General features: G+C 70.9%; 13 protein-coding genes and 1 riboswitch. Of the genes, 11 read left to right on the top strand and 2 right to left on the bottom strand.

All coding sequences use genetic code 11. From position 1 onward, the window contains the following. The 4 genes from JX283_RS05545 to JX283_RS05530 all read left to right on the top strand — a co-directional run. Nucleotides 1-1,727 (top strand): NlpC/P60 family protein (locus tag JX283_RS05545; protein WP_204829691.1); only part of this gene is annotated, 1,727 nt, incomplete at its 5' end. A gap of 101 nt (nt 1,728-1,828) precedes the next feature. Beyond that, nucleotides 1,829-3,697: a L,D-transpeptidase family protein gene (locus tag JX283_RS05540; RefSeq protein ID WP_255533463.1), complete on the top strand. Its 1,869-nt coding sequence runs from the start codon at nt 1,829-1,831 to the stop codon at nt 3,695-3,697. Between the two features lie 541 nt (nt 3,698-4,238). Next, nucleotides 4,239-4,928 carry an energy-coupling factor transporter transmembrane component T gene (locus JX283_RS05535; protein WP_204829689.1) on the top strand — a complete coding sequence of 230 codons (690 nt, stop codon included), beginning with the start codon at nt 4,239-4,241 and terminating at the stop codon, nt 4,926-4,928. Next, the gene (locus JX283_RS05530) at nt 4,925-6,367 is read left to right on the top strand and encodes an ABC transporter ATP-binding protein (RefSeq protein WP_204407825.1); all 1,443 of its coding nucleotides are present in this window, start codon (nt 4,925-4,927) and stop codon (nt 6,365-6,367) included. Before JX283_RS05535 ends, JX283_RS05530 begins: the two co-directional genes overlap by 4 nt. Nucleotides 6,368-6,387: 20 nt before the next feature. On the opposite strand, the gene JX283_RS05525 is transcribed toward JX283_RS05530, so the two are convergent. Next, on the bottom strand, nt 6,388-7,611 hold the full coding sequence (locus JX283_RS05525) for a cation:proton antiporter (RefSeq protein WP_204829688.1): 1,224 nt from the start codon (nt 7,609-7,611) through the stop codon (nt 6,388-6,390). Between the two features lie 84 nt (nt 7,612-7,695). Between JX283_RS05525 and JX283_RS05520 the strand changes: the two genes are divergently transcribed. The 6 genes from JX283_RS05520 (at nt 7,696) to JX283_RS05495 (ending at nt 13,231) form a co-directional block, all read left to right on the top strand. Continuing rightward, nucleotides 7,696-8,424: an ECF transporter S component gene (locus tag JX283_RS05520; protein WP_239652484.1), complete on the top strand. Its 729-nt coding sequence runs from the start codon at nt 7,696-7,698 to the stop codon at nt 8,422-8,424. Between the two features lie 161 nt (nt 8,425-8,585). After that, entirely contained in the window at nt 8,586-9,383 is a 798-nt protein-coding gene (locus JX283_RS05515; RefSeq protein ID WP_204829687.1) for a YebC/PmpR family DNA-binding transcriptional regulator, read from the top strand. Nucleotides 9,384-10,225: 842 nt separating this feature from the next. Next, entirely contained in the window at nt 10,226-10,591 is a 366-nt protein-coding gene (locus tag JX283_RS05510) for a DUF2273 domain-containing protein (protein WP_204829686.1), read from the top strand. Nucleotides 10,592-10,622: 31 nt separating this feature from the next. After that, on the top strand, nt 10,623-11,144 hold the full coding sequence (locus tag JX283_RS05505) for an Asp23/Gls24 family envelope stress response protein (protein WP_135977720.1): 522 nt from the start codon (nt 10,623-10,625) through the stop codon (nt 11,142-11,144). A gap of 4 nt (nt 11,145-11,148) precedes the next feature. Continuing rightward, nucleotides 11,149-12,498 (top strand): MurT ligase domain-containing protein, encoded by a 1,350-nt coding sequence (locus tag JX283_RS05500; RefSeq protein WP_204829685.1) that lies wholly within the window; start codon nt 11,149-11,151, stop codon nt 12,496-12,498. Next, complete coding sequence (locus JX283_RS05495; protein ID WP_239652483.1) at nt 12,491-13,231, top strand: type 1 glutamine amidotransferase; 741 nt, start codon at nt 12,491-12,493, stop codon at nt 13,229-13,231. The genes JX283_RS05500 and JX283_RS05495 overlap by 8 nt, the downstream gene beginning before the upstream one ends. 452 nt (nt 13,232-13,683) lie before the next feature. Here JX283_RS05495 and JX283_RS05490 read toward each other — a convergent pair whose 3' ends face one another. Further along, nucleotides 13,684-14,964 carry an amidohydrolase gene (locus JX283_RS05490; protein WP_204829683.1) on the bottom strand — a complete coding sequence of 427 codons (1,281 nt, stop codon included), beginning with the start codon at nt 14,962-14,964 and terminating at the stop codon, nt 13,684-13,686. 65 nt (nt 14,965-15,029) lie between these two features. Further along, nucleotides 15,030-15,140, top strand: a riboswitch (TPP riboswitch). Nucleotides 15,141-15,193: 53 nt separating this feature from the next. Between JX283_RS05490 and JX283_RS05485 the strand changes: the two genes are divergently transcribed. Further along, the coding region (locus tag JX283_RS05485; RefSeq protein WP_204829682.1) for a thiamine-binding protein at nt 15,194-15,510 on the top strand (317 nt) is incomplete at its 3' end.

Here is a 15,510-nt window from a genome sequence, read left to right as displayed (position 1 = left end):
GTCGCGACGCCATCCGGGCCGACGGCTCGCCGGTCCAGACCGTGGCCGTCGGCCCGGATGGCGTCGCGACCTTTGCCCTCCAGGGCTTTGACGCCCCGGGCAGCTATGCCTACACGCTTGCCATGGCCCCCGCTTCCGATTCCGCGGTGGCTGTGGACCCACGCACGGTGGCCGTGGTCGTCACCGTGTCCGTGTCGGACGATGGCTCCTCGCTTGTGGCGTCGATCACCTACGACGGGTCCGACCGGACCCCGGTCTTTCGCTGCACCTACGTGCCCGGTTGGGAGGGGGAGGGCGCTTCTCGCCGCTACCGGCTTTNCGACGGCACCTACGCCGTCTCTCGCTGGCTCGACGTCGACGGGAGCCGCTTTGCCTTTGACGCCGCGGGGCACGTGCGCCGCGGCTGGTACGACGACGGCGGCAAGCGCTACTTCCTCGACGCGGCCACGGGGGCCATGCGCACGGGATGGCTCGACGAGGCCGGTCAGCGCTACTACCTTGACCCATCCACGGGGGCCATGGCATCTGGCTGGGTCTCCGTGGGCGGCAAGCGCTACTTCATGCGTACCGCGAACACCTGGGGCCCCGTCGGCTCCATGGGGAAGGGCTGGCTTGTCGACGGCGGCAAGCGCTACTTCCTCGACCGTGCGAGCGGTGCGGCTGCCACCGGNTGGCAGGCCGACGGCGGTCATCNNTATTTCTTTGACAAGACCACGGGCGCCATGGCCACGGGTTGGCTCGATGACGGAGGCCAGCGCTATTGGCTCCGCACGTCCGACAGTGCCTGGGGTCCGGCGGGAACCATAGGCTCCGGTTGGCTTCATGAGGGCGGCCACTGGTACTTCTTGCGCCGCGTNGGAAGCGCTTGGGGNCCTCAAGGGTCCCTGGGAACGGGCNGGCTCACGGACANCGGCCAGACTTACNTTCTGCGCCGTGAGGACAACCAGTGGGGCCCCAAGGGCTCCATGGGCGTGGGCTGGCTCAACGAGGGCGGGCGTTACTACTTCTTGCGCCGCGCCGGCAGCGCTTGGGGGCCGCAGGGCTCCATGGGCCGCGGCTGGCTCTCTGATGGCGGCAAGGACTACCTGCTCGACCGCTCCTCCGGCGCCATGTGCGTGGGCTGGGCCCGCGACCGCGGCGCGTGGTACTACCTGGGTGGCTCGGGCGCCCTCGACCCGTCCCATCCCGGCAAAGAGGGGTGGCAGAACCCTGCCGGCTACTACCAGGTCTCCTGTCGCAACGTGAATCTGGGCCTCTCGGCATCGGTGGCGCGGGGCTATTACGTGACCCCGTCAAGGATCTCTCCCTACGCGTCCAGGGCCGACTGCGTAAACGCCTTNGTGCAGCGGGCCAACGAGTATGTCGGCACGCCCTATATGTGGAACTACTCCGACCGCCCCGGCGTGGGCGTGGACTGCATCGGCTTGGTCTATCAGTGTGCCTATGCCACCGGCATGTCCATGGGGGAGTACAACCCCTACAACCACTGGATTACCGGCCCCAACGGCTGGCACAGCCATGACGCCAACAACGTTTGGGCCAATGGGAAGATGCAGNGTCTGCCCATTGGGTCCCGCCAGCNCGGCGACCTGGTGTTCTGGCCCGGACACGTGGCCATCTACATCGGCGGCGACCGCATCATAGAGGCGTGGCCCGGCACCGGTGTGCGCGTTGCGAGCCTGTGGGCCCACAGCACGCCCCGCGGCGTGGGCAGGCTCTACATCTAGCGGGCGCTTTTGCCCGGAGGGCCAAAGATGTCCCTCATTTGCAGGCGCGCTGCAGCTTTTGGTCTAAAGTGAGGNCAACCGCAGGAGACGAGAGGAGTCCCATGGATGTGCGCACGTCGCCGCGCCGGGTCGCGGCACTGGTCGCTTCGGCCCTTTTCGTTCTTGGATGCGTGGCCCCGTCTGCGGCCTTGGCACTTGACGTCCCGNCCGCAGCTGAGAAGCCGGCGGCAACCGAGCCTGACGGCGAGAGCGGCGGAGCCCTTCCCGGCGCCGGAGCCGGTACCGATGTGTCCGGCGGCACCTCTCAAGAGCCCCCTGCGGCCGTGACGCCCGATCCGGTCTCGGTGTCGCTTTCGGCCCGTGTGACCCTGTCGGGGCGCGNCCTTGCGGCAGGGGAGCTTTCCGTTGAGCTCCTTCGCGACGGCACCGTCGTTCAGAAGGCCCCGTGCGCCGCTGACGGCACTGTGATCTTTGCGCCCGTCGTCTTTACCGAGAANGGGACGGCAGCCTTTGCCCTTCGCATGGCTCCTGCCACCGTTGCCGGTGTCACGGTGGACGACAAGACCGTGCCTGTGGATGTGGCCGTGGAAGAGGCTTCCGGCGCCTTGGTTGCAAGCGTTGCCTACGACGGGTCCGCCGACGCCCCGGTGTTCTCCAACGTGTATCGGCACCCGGCCGGCTGGGAGGGCCNGGGGCAGTCGCGCCGCTACTACCTCGCCGACGGCACCTATGTGGTAGACGCTTGGCACACCGTCGACGGTCNGCGCTACCGCTTTGACGGCGATGGGCACCCTCGCACCGGTTGGTACGACGAGGGCNGCAACCGCTACTATCTCGACCCTTCCACCGGGGCCGCCCGCACCGGCTGGCNCGACCNTGCCGGCCAGCGCTTCTACCTNGACCCTGCGTCGGGCGCCCNGAAGGTGNGCTGGGCGGNCNNGGACGGCCAACGCTTCTGGCTNCGCCGTTCGGACAACGCCTGGGGCCCCAAGGGCTCTGTCGGCTCCGGTTGGCTCACCGAGAACGGCCAGACCTACTTCCTGCGCCGCGNCAACAGCCCGTGGGGCCCCAGAGGCTCCATCGGAACAGGCTGGCTCACGGAGGGCGGCCAGACCTACTTCCTGCGCCGCGCCGACAGCCAGTGGGGTCCCAAGGGCTCCATCGGCTCTGGGTGGCTCTCTGATGGCGGCCACTGGTACTTCCTGCGCCGCGCCAACAGCCCGTGGGGGCCGCGAGGGTCCATGGGCCGCGGCTGGCTCAACGACGGCGGCACGTGGTACCACCTGTCCGGCTCCGGCGCCATGGACACCGGATGGCTTGCTAGCGGTGGTCGCTGGTACTGGCTCTCTGCATCGGGCGCCATGGCTACCGGCTGGGCGAAAGTGGGCGGCTCTTGGTACTATCTCGATTGGCCTAGCGGCGCCATGTGGGCCAACCGCTGGGTCTCGGGCATCTATTGGGTGGGCTCGTCGGGCTCCATGGCCACCAACGCGTGGGTGGACGGCGGCCGCTACTGGGTGGATGGCTCCGGTCGCTGGACGCGCGGGGGCGCCCCCGGCTCCATGGGCGGCCGGGCCCAGGGCTACTCGAGCCCCACTCCCTACCTCATCCTCGTGGACAACGGCGCCAACCGCGTGGGCGTCTACCGCGGCGGCCGCGGCAGCTGGACCGAGGTGCNCTCCATGGCGNGCAGCTGCGGCAAGCGCTCCACGCCCACGGTGAGGGGCACGTTCTCGGTGGGCTCGCGCGGCTACTCCTTCGGCGAGAACAAGGGCTACAGCTGCTACTACTGGACGCAGTTCTATGGCGACTATCTGTTCCACTCCATCCTGTACAACCCCTACTCCCACGTGGTGCAGGACGGCCGGCTGGGCGCCGGCCTCAGCCACGGGTGCGTGCGCTTGGCCATCGGCGACGCCAAGTGGATATACGACACCATCCCCCGGGGAACCACGGTGGTCTCCTACTAGGAGGGGACAAGGGGAGACAAGGTACCAGGTTGTTTTGTCATCCCAAAGGTGTAGGGGCTTTCTGCCGTAGCGGGCTTCCTGGAAAGGTTTCTGGGAAGCAGGGGTTTGCCTGTTGGTGGGGGGCTCCCCGCTGTCGCCCTCGGGGAGAGGGAGCTTCCCGATGCGCTTGTCGGGAAGGGATGGGCCCCTTGGGACCTCCCCGAAACCGTTGCTGGGGATTCGTCGGTGAAAGGGGCTGCCGGCGAGGGGGTACCGCAGATTGCGAAAAGGGTGACAAAACAACCTGGTATCTTGTCTAGGCGTAGCTGCTACCCTAGGGTCTCGACGGAAACGGGGAGGCTTTGTGGCAGGCGCAGGAGCAAGGATCGTTGCGGGCCCTCGGCCTCACCCTGCCGTTCGCGCCCTCTGGGCCGCCTGCTGCCTCGCTGCGGCCATGGGCACGTTCGAGCCCGTGGTGCTGGGCCTTTCCCTAGGCTTTGCTGTCCTGTCCTCCTTTGTCTGGCGTGGAGTGCGGGCCACAGGCCGCACGTTGGCGACAGCCGTGCCCCTCATGGTGCTGGTGGCCGCAGTGAACCCGCTGCTGTCCCAGACGGGGCAGACAACCCTTTTTTCCTTTGGCCCCGTGGCGGTGCGCCTTGAGGCGGTGGCCTGGGGCGTTGCCATGGGGGCCATGCTGGCAGGCGCGCTGACCTGGTTTGCGGTGTGCTCCGCCATCCTGCCTGCCGACGACCTCCGCGACCTGCTCGGCAACGTCGTGCCCACCTTGGCCCTTGCCGTCTCCATGGTCATGCGGCTCGTGCCCGAGCTTTTGGGTCGGGCCCGCGCCTCTCGCGATGCCCGGGGCGCTTGCACGTGTGCAGGGTCGCCCGGCGCTGCGTCGAGCTTCAGCCGCGGCGTGGAGCAGGTGGGCGCCATGGTCATGTGGGCCCTGGGCGAGTCGGTGGAGAGGGCCTCGTCCATGGCGTCGCGCGGCTGGGGGGCAGGGCGGCGCACCCATTGGCGCCGCGCGCGCTGGACCGTCGGTGACTGGCCCTCCCTGATTACCGTGGCCGCCATCTCGGCGGCAGGAGTGGGCTGCGCTTTGTGGCTCGGCTCACTTTGGACCTATGCGCCGCGGATGTCTGTGCCGGGGCCTGCCGCGGCCTACGGGCCCGTGGCGCTTCTCTTTGCATGGCCGTGTCTTGCGGCCGCGGCAGAGGTCTTTCTGTCAAGGAAGGAAGGCGGGAGATGACCGAGCTTGACGAGACGGGCGTCCCGGCCGTGGAGTGGGCAGACGTCGCGTTCTCCTATCCCGCAGACGACCCCGCAGGCGGCGTGGCCCCTCTCGGCTCCTGGGGCGAGCCGGTGCTGCGCGAAGCCTCGCTCTCGGTGCCCCAAGGCGCCTTCTGCCTTTTGTCGGGCGCCACGGGCTCGGGCAAGTCGACGCTTCTGCGGCTGGCAAAGCCCGAAGTCGCCCCGGTGGGCCGGCTGTCCGGGTCCGTGGAGGTGCTGGGCCGACCGGTGGGCAGTCTTTCGGTGCGCCAGTCTGCCTGCGCCCTCGGCCTTGTGACGCAGGACGCCTCTGCGCAACTCGTGTGCGACACCGTGGGAGACGAGCTTGCCTTTGCTCTGGAGAACCTCTCCATGGCGCCCGGCGCCATCGGTCGGCGCATGGCTGAGGCGTGCTGCTTCTTTGGCATCGACGGCTGGCTGCACACGCCGATCTCCGAGCTTTCCGGCGGCCAGCGACAGCTGGCCGTGCTCGCCGCTGCCATGGTGCTGCGGCCCCGGGTGCTTTTGCTCGACGAGCCCACGGCCCAGCTGGACCCGGTGGCCGAGCGCGCGTTCCTTCACGGGCTGTTCCGCGTGAACCGGGAGCTGGGCGTCACCGTGGTGGTGGCCACGCATCATGCCGCCCCTATGACGCCCTATGCGACCATGGCCGTGGAGGTGGTTGCGGGAGGGGTGCGCCCGGTGCCCGTGGACGCCCTGGCCGAGGAGCCTTCCACCCCCTGCGAACTGCCGCTGCCCGGCGAGCCGGCCCTCGTGGCCCGGGACCTGTGGGCCCGCTACGACGCTCGATGCCCCTGGGTGCTTTCAGGCTGCGGGCTGGAGGTGCGCTCCGGGGAGGTCAGGGCTCTCGTGGGCGGCAACGGCAGCGGTAAGTCGACGCTGATAAAGGCGCTGGCGGGCATCGTGCGGCTCCGGCGGGGAAAGGTGGCGGACGCCGGGGCCGACCGGCGAGGCTACGTGCCCCAGGACCCGAGGGGGGTGCTGGGCTCAGGCACCGTGGGCCAGGAGCTCATGGCCTGGGCGCCCGGGGCGGGCTTCTCGGAAGCAGACGCCCGCGCCATGGCGGTGTCCACAGGCCTTCTCGGTTTGTGGGACCGAGATGCCGCAGAGCTTTCCGGCGGCCAGCGCCAGCTGTTGGCCGTGGCAAAAGTGCTTCTGTGCCGGCCGCGCACGCTGCTTCTGGACGAGCCCGTGAAAGGGCTCGACGCCGCGGCCCGCGCCACGGTGGCGCGGCTTGTGGCCCTGGCGGCCCGCGAAGGCGCAGCGGTGGTGGTGGCCACCCACGACCTGGCCTATGCCCGCGATTGCTGCACCACGGTGTCCATGGTCTTCGACGGCGCCCTGACCGGCACGGCCCCGGCATCGGAGTTCTTCGCCGAGTCGGTCTTCTTCTCCTGACGGGCGCCTTACGGGGCTGGTCACGCCTCCGTGTCGTTCGTGGCGCTCGCGGCCTTTCCCTCCACGGCCGCCTCGCCGTCCACCTGGCCGATGAGGCGCGTCACGACGGGCACGGCCACCGTGGTGAGGGCGGCGGCGAACACGAGCACGTTGGCCATGTGGTGCGTCATGTCGCCGGCCTCCACGGCCACCGACGTCATGGCCACGACGGTGGACATGGCGGTGCAGGAGTAGANGGCCACGTTGACGCGGCGCAGCGGCGCCATGGACCGCGTCTCGGGCGCCAGCGAGAGCGACACGAGGCAGGGCACGCCGCGCACGAGGATGAGCAGGCAGATGAAGCCCAGGATCACGAGGGGCTCCGAGCCGCCCTCGAAGATGTCGATGGAGGCGCCCGACATCACGAAGCAGACCGGGATGAAGAACCCGTTGGCCACGGCCTGGACCATGGGCATCACGGTCGTGTCGCCCTCGCCCACGAGCTGCCGCAGGATGAAGCCGGCGGCAAAGCCGGCCACGATCATGTCGGCGCCGAGGATGACGCCCAGGGCCACGAACCCCACGAGCACGCAGATCACGAGGCGCAGCATCATCTGACCGGAGCCGCTGCCGTCGCGCACGAAGGAGTCCAGGCGCGTGCGGCGCTCCTCCTCGTGGCGCGCGAGCCGGGCGCTGACCAGCGCCAGCACCACGAAGAGCCCGATGATGCCCAGCTCCACGAGGGGGGAGCGCTCCTCCAGGAGCAGGGCCACGGCCATGACGGGCAGCAGCTCGCCGGTGGCGCCGTAGGACTCCACGATGCGGCCCATGGGGGTGTCGAGGGCGCGGCGCTCCTTGAGGATGCCCTCCACCTTGGAGAAGGCCGTGGACGTGAGCGAGATGGCGAACGCCACGAGGGCCCTCCAGGAGAAGTCGAACGGCAGCGCCCAGGCCACGAGCAGGCCGAGGGCGAGGCTCGCCAGCCAGGAGAGGGCCGCATGGCGCCCGGTGGTGCCGAGCACCTCCTCGGGGGCGAGGCCGTAGCCGCCGATGAGGAACAGGAACGCGAGGNCCANCTGGCGCAGGAGCNGCAGCCCCGGCGCCGCGGGGTCGATGAGGTGCGCCCCGTGGGGGCCGAGGAGCGCGCCCAGGATGAGGATGAACGCGCTCGCCTGCAGCCACCTTCCGGGGACGGGGTCGGCCAGGAAGGGGCCGACGAACGCCACGAGGCAGATGACGGCCAATGAGAAGAGCGACGTTGCCATGGACATGCCTTAGGACTCGGTGTGGTTTCATGGGGCGGGGCCCCGATGGGCTCCGACGGTCTGTACCCAGGGAAGGGGGTCGCCATGGTCATGGACGGCGAGGGCGCGGCGCCGGGAGGCCCCGCGGGCGCCCGCCGTGCCCGGGGGCGCGCCCTGGAGGCCGCCTGCCTCGCGGCGCCCCCGGCGGTGCTCGTGGCCGCCGTGCTCGCCGGCGGGGCGTGGGCCGTCCCCGCCCTGGCGGTGGCCGCCGCGTCGGTGGGCCTGGTGCTTGCCGGCTGGGAGCGCTCGGTGCCGGCGCTCCGCCAGCTCCTGCCCGCGGTCACGCTCGCGGCCGCCGCCACGGCGGGCCGCATCCTCCTCGCCGCCGTGCCCGACGTGAAGCCCGTCTCCGCCGTCGTAATCCTCTGCGGGGCGTGCCTGGGGCGGCGCCCCGGGTTCCTCTGCGGGGCGCTCGCCGCCCTGGCCTCCAACCTCTTCTTTGGCCAGGGCATGTGGACCCCCTGGCAGATGTACGCCTGGGGCCTCATGGGCTACGTCGCCGGCGCCCTGGCGGACCGCGGGCTCCTCGCCCGCCGGGGGGCGCTCTGCGCCTACGGGTTCCTCTCGTGCATGGCCTACGGGGCGGTCCTCGACGCCTACACCGCCGTGGGGTTCGTGCGACCGCTCACCGCGGCGTCGCTCCTCGGCTGCTGGGCGGCCAGCATCCCGTTCGACGTGGTCCACGGCCTGTCCACCGTGGCCTTCCTCCTGGCCGTGTGGGTGCCGTGGGGGCGCGCCATCCGCCGCACCGTGACGCGCTACGGCCTCCGCTAGGGCCGCCCGGGGCAGGGTCCCCATGTGATGGGGGAGTGCACGGCGGTTAGGCTGCGCGGGCCCGTGGTATCCTTCGTAAGGTTATGCGTCACCGTCNTGCCGGCGGGACGCGGACGTTCGATCATGTGGCGCAGCGGTGCGCCCGTCGAGAAGGAGTTTGCATGTCCGGACACTCTAAGTGGGCCACCACCAAGCACAAGAAGGCCGCCATCGACGCCNAGCGCTCGGCGCTCTTCTCCAAGCTCTCGCGCAACATCACCGTTGCCGCCAAGCTCGGTGGCGACCCCAACCCGGACAACAACGCGTCGCTCGCCGCCGCCGTCGCCCGCGCCCGCATGGTCTCCATGCNCAACGCCAAGATCAAGGCCGCCATCGACAAGGCCTTCGGCGCCGGCGCCGACGCCGCCGTCTACGAGAACGTGACCTACGAGGGTTACGGCCCCGCCGGCGTCGCCGTCTACGTGGAGTGCCTCACCGACAACCGCAACCGCACCGCGGCCGACGTCCGCTCCGCCTTCTCCCACGCCGGCGGCAACCTGGGCACCTCCGGCTCCGTGGCCTTCCAGTTCGAGCGCAAGGGCTCCATCGCCGTGGACAAGGTCATCAAGAGCGAGGAGAAGAAGGTCGCCGACCGCGAGAACGCGGTGGACGAGGACGAGTTCATGATGGCCGTGGCCGAGGCCGGCGGCGACGACTACGAGGACGCCGGCGAGCAGTGGATCGTCTGGACCGCCTACGACAAGATGCAGGACGTCCAGAAGGCCCTCGAGGCCCAGGGCATCGAGGTCAAGGGCTCCGAGCTCACCATGGTGCCCACCACCCCCACCCAGGTGGCCGTGGCCGACGCCAAGAAGGTCCAGCGCCTCGTCGACCGCCTCGACGAGCTGGAGGACGTGCAGAACGTCTACAACACCATGGAGATGACCGACGAGATCGTCGCCGCCNTCGACGAGGAGTAGCNCGGCCGGTCCCGCACCGGCCCCGGCGGCCCGCGGCCGTCGGGGCCTTCCTGCACCCGTCGAGGAGGGCGCGATGAACGGATTCAAACGGTTCTGCCTGGTCGTGTTCGCCGTCTGCGGGACGCTCGCCCTGGCGGCGCTGCTCCTGCCGTGGGTCGGTCCCTGGACCGTCGAGGCCGCGGGCCTCATCTCGCTCGACTGGTACCTCTTCCTCGTCGAGCTCTTCGCGCTGGTCTGCGCCGTCGGCTTCGTGTGCGCCGTCNTGGTNGCCGTGCGCTCCAGGCGCCCCTCCGACATCGAGGTCTTGGACGGCGACGGCGGCCGCGTCTCCATCGCCCGCTCCGCCGTGGCGAGCCAGGCCACCTATCTCGTGGAGGCCGACGGCACCTGCGTGGCCGCCAAGGTCGTCGTCGACGTGCGTCACGACACCGTGGACGTCGCTGTGTGGGTGGAGCCCTACCGCTCCCTGGACGTGCGTGCCGAGGCCGAGAGCCTGCAGGGGCGCCTGCGCCAGGGGCTCGAGGTGCTCGTGGGCGACCGCCTGGGCGACATCACGCTGCGGTTCCTGGAGCCCCGCCAGACCTCCGACATCACGCCGGGCCGGGATGTGCACGACGCCCGCGGCGCCGACGGCGCCTACGTTCCCACCGCCGTCCACGAGGCCGACCGCGCCGCACGCCACGCGTCCGGCGCCGCCCCCGAACGCCCGCAGGACTTCGGCGTGGCCGTGCCCATGAAGGGCCACGGCGCGCCCGTGCAGCCCTCGGCGGCCGACGACGACGCCCCGTCCGCCGTGTCCGTGAGGGTGGAGCCCTCCGGGTCCCGGAAGGGGGTCGAGACCGATGGCTGACAAGAACGCCGCCCCGCGCGTCACCGTGGAGGTCGACGGCGTCGACGTCGACGTCAGGGACGCCCCCACGTCCNATCCGCGCGCCTCCGGCGCCGAGGCGCGCCGCCGCGCCGCGGCCGCCCGCGACGCCGCCGCCACCTGGGTGGACGGAGCGTTCCCCGGGCACCGCAACGCGGTGCTCTTCGGCGTCCTGGGCTTCGTCTGCGCCCTGCTCATCTTCTGGATCGGGTTCTTCCAGGCGCTGCTCGTGGCCGTCTTCGTGGTGTGCGGCGTGGCCTTCGGGCAGTGGCTCGACGGCGACCCCCGCATCGTGAACGGCGTCAAGCGCCTGCTCGGACCCGGCAACGACCCCCGCTGACCCGTCCCCGGCAGAGACAAGGAGCTAGATCATGGCAACCAAGAAGAGCCAGGTACCCACCGACGCTGCCGGGACCGACGCCCGCACTGCCGCGCCGGCCCCCGCGGACTCCTCGATCATGCGCGTCGAGGTGGCCCCCCTGGCCGAGACCGACGCGGACGACGACCTCGTGGAGGACGTGGACTCCGAGGACTCCCTCACCTTCTCCAACGGCGTCATCGAGAAGATCGTGGCCATCGCCTGCCGCGACGTCCCGGGTGTCTGCGGCATGAAGGGCGGCTTCTTCAAGCGCGTGCAGGAGACCTTCACCGGCACGGACCCCACCAAGGGCGTCTCCGTGGAGGTCATGCAGGACAACTCGGTGCGTGTGAACATCTCCATCCTCATGGAGTACGGCGCCTACGCCCCGCAGGTGTTCGAGGACGTCAAGAAGGCCGTCATCCGCGAGCTCTCGTCCATGACGGGGCTCGAGGTCTCCGGCGTGAACCTGCGCATCGAGGACGTCATCGCCCCCGGCGAGCTCGAGGCCGCCGAGGCCCAGGAGAGGGACTAGGGCCATGACCCTGCGCTCCTCCGTCGCCCGGGCGGCCGGCCGCGCCACCGCCTGGGGCCTGCGCTCCGTGCTGCACCGGAGCGCCTCCCAGCTGCCGGGCCGCGTGGGCCTGGCCATCGACCCCAACCTGCTCTCGGAGCTCTCCGCCAAGCTCTCGGACGGCGCCATCGTGGTCTGCGGCACCAACGGCAAGACCACCACCAACAACGTGCTCGCCGCCGCCGTGGAGGAGTCCGGCGCCACGGTGCTCTGCAACCGCGCCGGCGCCAACATGGAACCCGGCGTCACGGCCGCGCTGCTGCCCGGAAGGGGTGCCGACTGGGCCGTCATGGAGGCCGACGAGCTCTCCTGCGTGCGCATCCTGCCGGCGCTCAAGCCGCGCTACCTCGTGCTGCTCAACCTCTTCCGCGACCAGCTCGACCGCGCGGGCGAGATCGACCGCGTGCAGGACTCCATCGCCCGTGCGCTGGCGTCGTCCCCCGGCACGACGCTCGTGGCCTGCGGCGACGNCCCGCTCTGCGCGGGCGTGGCCGAACGGCTCCACGGCTCCAACCCCTGCCTGTTCTTCGGCATCGACGAGGTCCTGGGGCTTCCCACCGACCGTGTGCCCGAGGCCCGGTTCTGCCAGGTGTGCGGCGCCGAGCTCGACTACGCCTACCGGCACTACGCCCAGCTGGGCGACTTCGCCTGCCCCAACGGCGACTTCTCCCGGCCGGAGCTCGCCTGGCGGGCCACCGGCGTAGAGGTGGGCCGCNAGGGGGTGGCCTTCGACGTCTCCGGCAGGGGCATCGACGGCTCCGTGCGCGTGCNCGCNGGCTNCGGCGGCGTGTACATGGTCTACAACCTGCTGGCGGCCCTGGCCGGCGCCGTGCTTTGCGGCGTTGACCCGGCCACGTTCCAGCGGGNCCTCGACGGCTACCGCCCCGAGAACGGCCGCCTGCAGCACTTCTCCGTGGACGGCCGCGAGGTGGTGCTCAACCTCGCCAAGAACCCCACGGGCTTCAACCAGAACATCTCCCTCATGCTCGCCGACCCCCGGCCCAAGGCCGCGTTCTTCGTCGTCAACGACGACTACAACGACGGCAAGGACATCTCCTGGATCTGGGANGTGGACTTCGAGCGCCTGGGCGCGGAGGAGGCGCTCTCCCTCGTGGTCGGCGGCCACCGCGCCAACGACCTCCAGGTGCGCATGAAGTACGCCGGGCTGCCGGCGCCCATCGCCCTGACCGTGGCCGACGCCCTCGCCGCCCTCGGCGACCTCCCTGAGGGCCGACCCCTGTACGTGCTCACCAACTACTCGGCCCTCTGGCCAGCCAAGGCCGAGCTCGAGAGGATCGGTGAGCGCCGTGGTTAGGTCGCTGAACATCGTCCACCTGTACCCGGAGCTGCTCAACCTCTACGGCGACGGCGGCAACATCATCACGCTGACCAAGCGCCTGGAGTGGCGCGGCCTCGGGGCCTGTGTGGCCGAGGTGGCCATCTCCGACACCCCCACGTTCGCCGACGCCGACATCGTCTTCATCGGCGGCGGCTCCGACCGCGAGCAGGCCATCGTGTGCGAGCGCCTCCTGGAGCGCAGGGCCGAGCTCTCGTCCTTCGTGGAGGACGGCGGCGTGCTCCTGGCCGTCTGTGGCGGCTACCAGCTGCTGGGCCACTCCTACGCCATGGGCGACGACGTGCTCGAGGGCCTGGGCCTCGTCGACATGGAGACCCGCCNCGGCGCCCCNCGCCTCATCNGNAACGTGGCGGTGGNGAGCCCCGTGTCGCCCCAGCCCGTGGTGGGCTACGANAACCACGGCGGCCGCACGACCCTCGGCGAGGGCGTGGAGCCCCTGGGCCGCGTGGTCTTCGGTCACGGCAACGACGGCGAGTCGGGGAAGGAGGGCTGCCTCTACCGGAACGTGCTGGGCACCTACGTCCACGGCCCGCTGCTGCCCAAGAACCCCGGCGTGGCCGACTGGCTGCTGTCCCGCGCCTTGGACAGGCGCTGCGGCGACGGCTCGCTGGACCCCCTGGACGACGCCGTGGAGCTGGCCGCCAACAAGGTCATGGTGGACAGGCTGCTCAGTGGCGAGGAGAAGGAGTAGCCGTNCCACCACCCGGACACTTTTGTCCCAATGGTCGGGCACTTTTGTCCCAACCTTGACGCGTGGCGGGCCACGGCGGCCTCGTCGGTCTGTCCTGCCCTGCAGGAGGGCGCCCCAGAGGAGCGCCCCAANGGCATCATCCCCCTATAGGGGCACCCTGTGCGGGGGACTTGCCCCGACACCCCGTTGAAGGGTGCCGCCTCACCCTTCAACGCCCTTTTGTGTGCGAGAAGTCCCCCTCCAGCTGGTCTTTGGTCCGACAGCGCGCTGGTGTGTGCCCTGCATCGGGCCCTTGTCGCAAGGGGCCGTCGTAGGGGGGCGCTTGAAGGTGAAGGGTGACCGAGCCCCCGGGGCCGCCTGTGGAGGGCCGTCGAGCCCGCAGGGCCGCCCGTGACGCCCCCGCCCGGCATGCGCGCGGGCACCTGACAGCCACGCCCCGCCGCCGGCGGCCGTCACCCCGCCAGGAAGTCCACCGCGAACTGCGCCGCCAGCCTCACGCCGTCCGCCAGCACCCTCTCGTCGGGGTTGTAGTGGCAGGAGTGCTGCGGCCAGCAGTGGTCGGTCCCCGTGGTGGAGCAGCCCAGGAACACGAAGCACCCGGGCACCTCGAACAGGTACTCCGAGAAGTCCTCGCCGGGCATGGACCCGCGGTACGAGACCAATGCCTCCTCGCCCAGCACCTCCCGGGCCGCCCGCCGGGCCACCTCGGTCACCGCCGGGTCGTTCACCACGGCCCAGCTCCCCAGGGTGTAGTCGGTCACGCGGGCCGAGCACCCGAAGGCCTCGGCCGTGTCCTCCACGATGCGCTTCNTGAGCNGAGGCACCCGCGCGTGGACCTCGGGGTCGAACGTACGCACCGTGCCCTCGAGCCAGGCGCTCCCGGCGATGACGTTCCGGGCCGTGCCGCCGTGGAACTGCCCCACGGTGACCACCACGGNCTCGAACGGCGNCACCTGCCGNCTCACCACNGTCTGCAGCTGCTNAACGATGGCGGCGCCGGCCACCACGGCGTCGGCCCCGCGGTGGGGGAGCGCNCCGTGGGCCGAGGTGCCGGTGACCTCCACGCGCCACCAGTCGGCGTTTGCCATGCGGGCCCCGGGCTCCACCGAGACCGTGCCGCTCGGTAGCTCGCTCCAGATGTGGCAGCCCCACGCCGCGTCAACGCCGTCGCACACGCCGGCCTCCACCAGCATGCGGGCTCCCTGGGAGCACTCCTCGGCGGGCTGGAACACCAGACGCACCTCCCCGGCGAGGAGGTCGCGGTTGGCCTGGAGCACGGTGGCGGCGCCCAGGAGCATGGCGGCGTGGCAGTCGTGGCCGCAGGCATGCATGAGGCCGGGGGAGAGCGAGGAGAACGGCAGCCCGGTGTCCTCGGCCACGGGCAGTGCGTCGATGTCGGCCCGGAGCAGCACGCGTCTGCGGGCCGTGCCGTCCTGCCCGTAGGCGCCGGGCGCCGTGCCCCGCACCGTGGCCACCACGGCGTTGGGGAGCGGCATGGCGTGCTCCACGCCCAGGGCCGCGAGCTGGGCCGCGACGGCCGCGGCGGTGCCGGTCTCCTCCAGGGAGGCCTCCGGGTGCGCGTGGAACCAGCGGCGCAGCCCGATCACCGCCCCCTCCACGGCGTCGGCGGCGGCCGTCACGCGGGCGGCGCCCCCACGGTCGGGGTCGGTGCCCGCTGGCGCGGCGGCGAGCGGGGCGGTGTCCAGGACGTCAGCGAGCGGGTCTGCGGCCATGGGTCCTCCTCGGGGTCGTGATGTCCCTAGGATAGCGCCCCCACGGCCGGCCGGCTGGGCTATACTCCAACCGAACGGGGGGCTGGCGCACGCCGGCTGAGATTGGGCCCATCGCGGCCCTGACCCGCAACCTGATCTGGGTAATGCCAGCGTAGGGACCACAGCGCTCGTGACACGAGGGTCCCGGTCGAGGCGGGGCCCTTTTTCTCCCCGCCGGAGAGGAGCGCGTATGCAGTGTGCCGTAGCCATCCAGGTCCTTCCCATGGACGCCGTCTCCGACGACGAGGTGGTGCGCATCGTCGACGAGGTCATCGACTACCTCAGGGCCCAGCCCGTGAGCCTGTTCGTGGGGCCGTTCGAGTCCGCCGTCGAGGGCGACTACGACCTCTGCATGGACATCCTGAAGGCCTGCCAGGAGATCGCCGTCAAGGCCGGCGCCGGCAAGGTCATGACCTACGCCAAGATCGACGTCCGCGCCGAGGAGCCCATGCTCACCACGGAGCGCAAGGTGGGCAAGTACGCCGGCATCAACGCGCGCTTCGACAC

Origin of the sequence: Olsenella sp. CU969, from assembly GCF_905219715.1 — a bacterium.
Taxonomy (GTDB): domain Bacteria; phylum Actinomycetota; class Coriobacteriia; order Coriobacteriales; family Atopobiaceae; genus Granulimonas; species Granulimonas faecalis.
The sequence above is the reverse complement of the archived record's forward strand: the minus strand, read 5'-3'. Positions and strand labels throughout refer to the sequence as shown.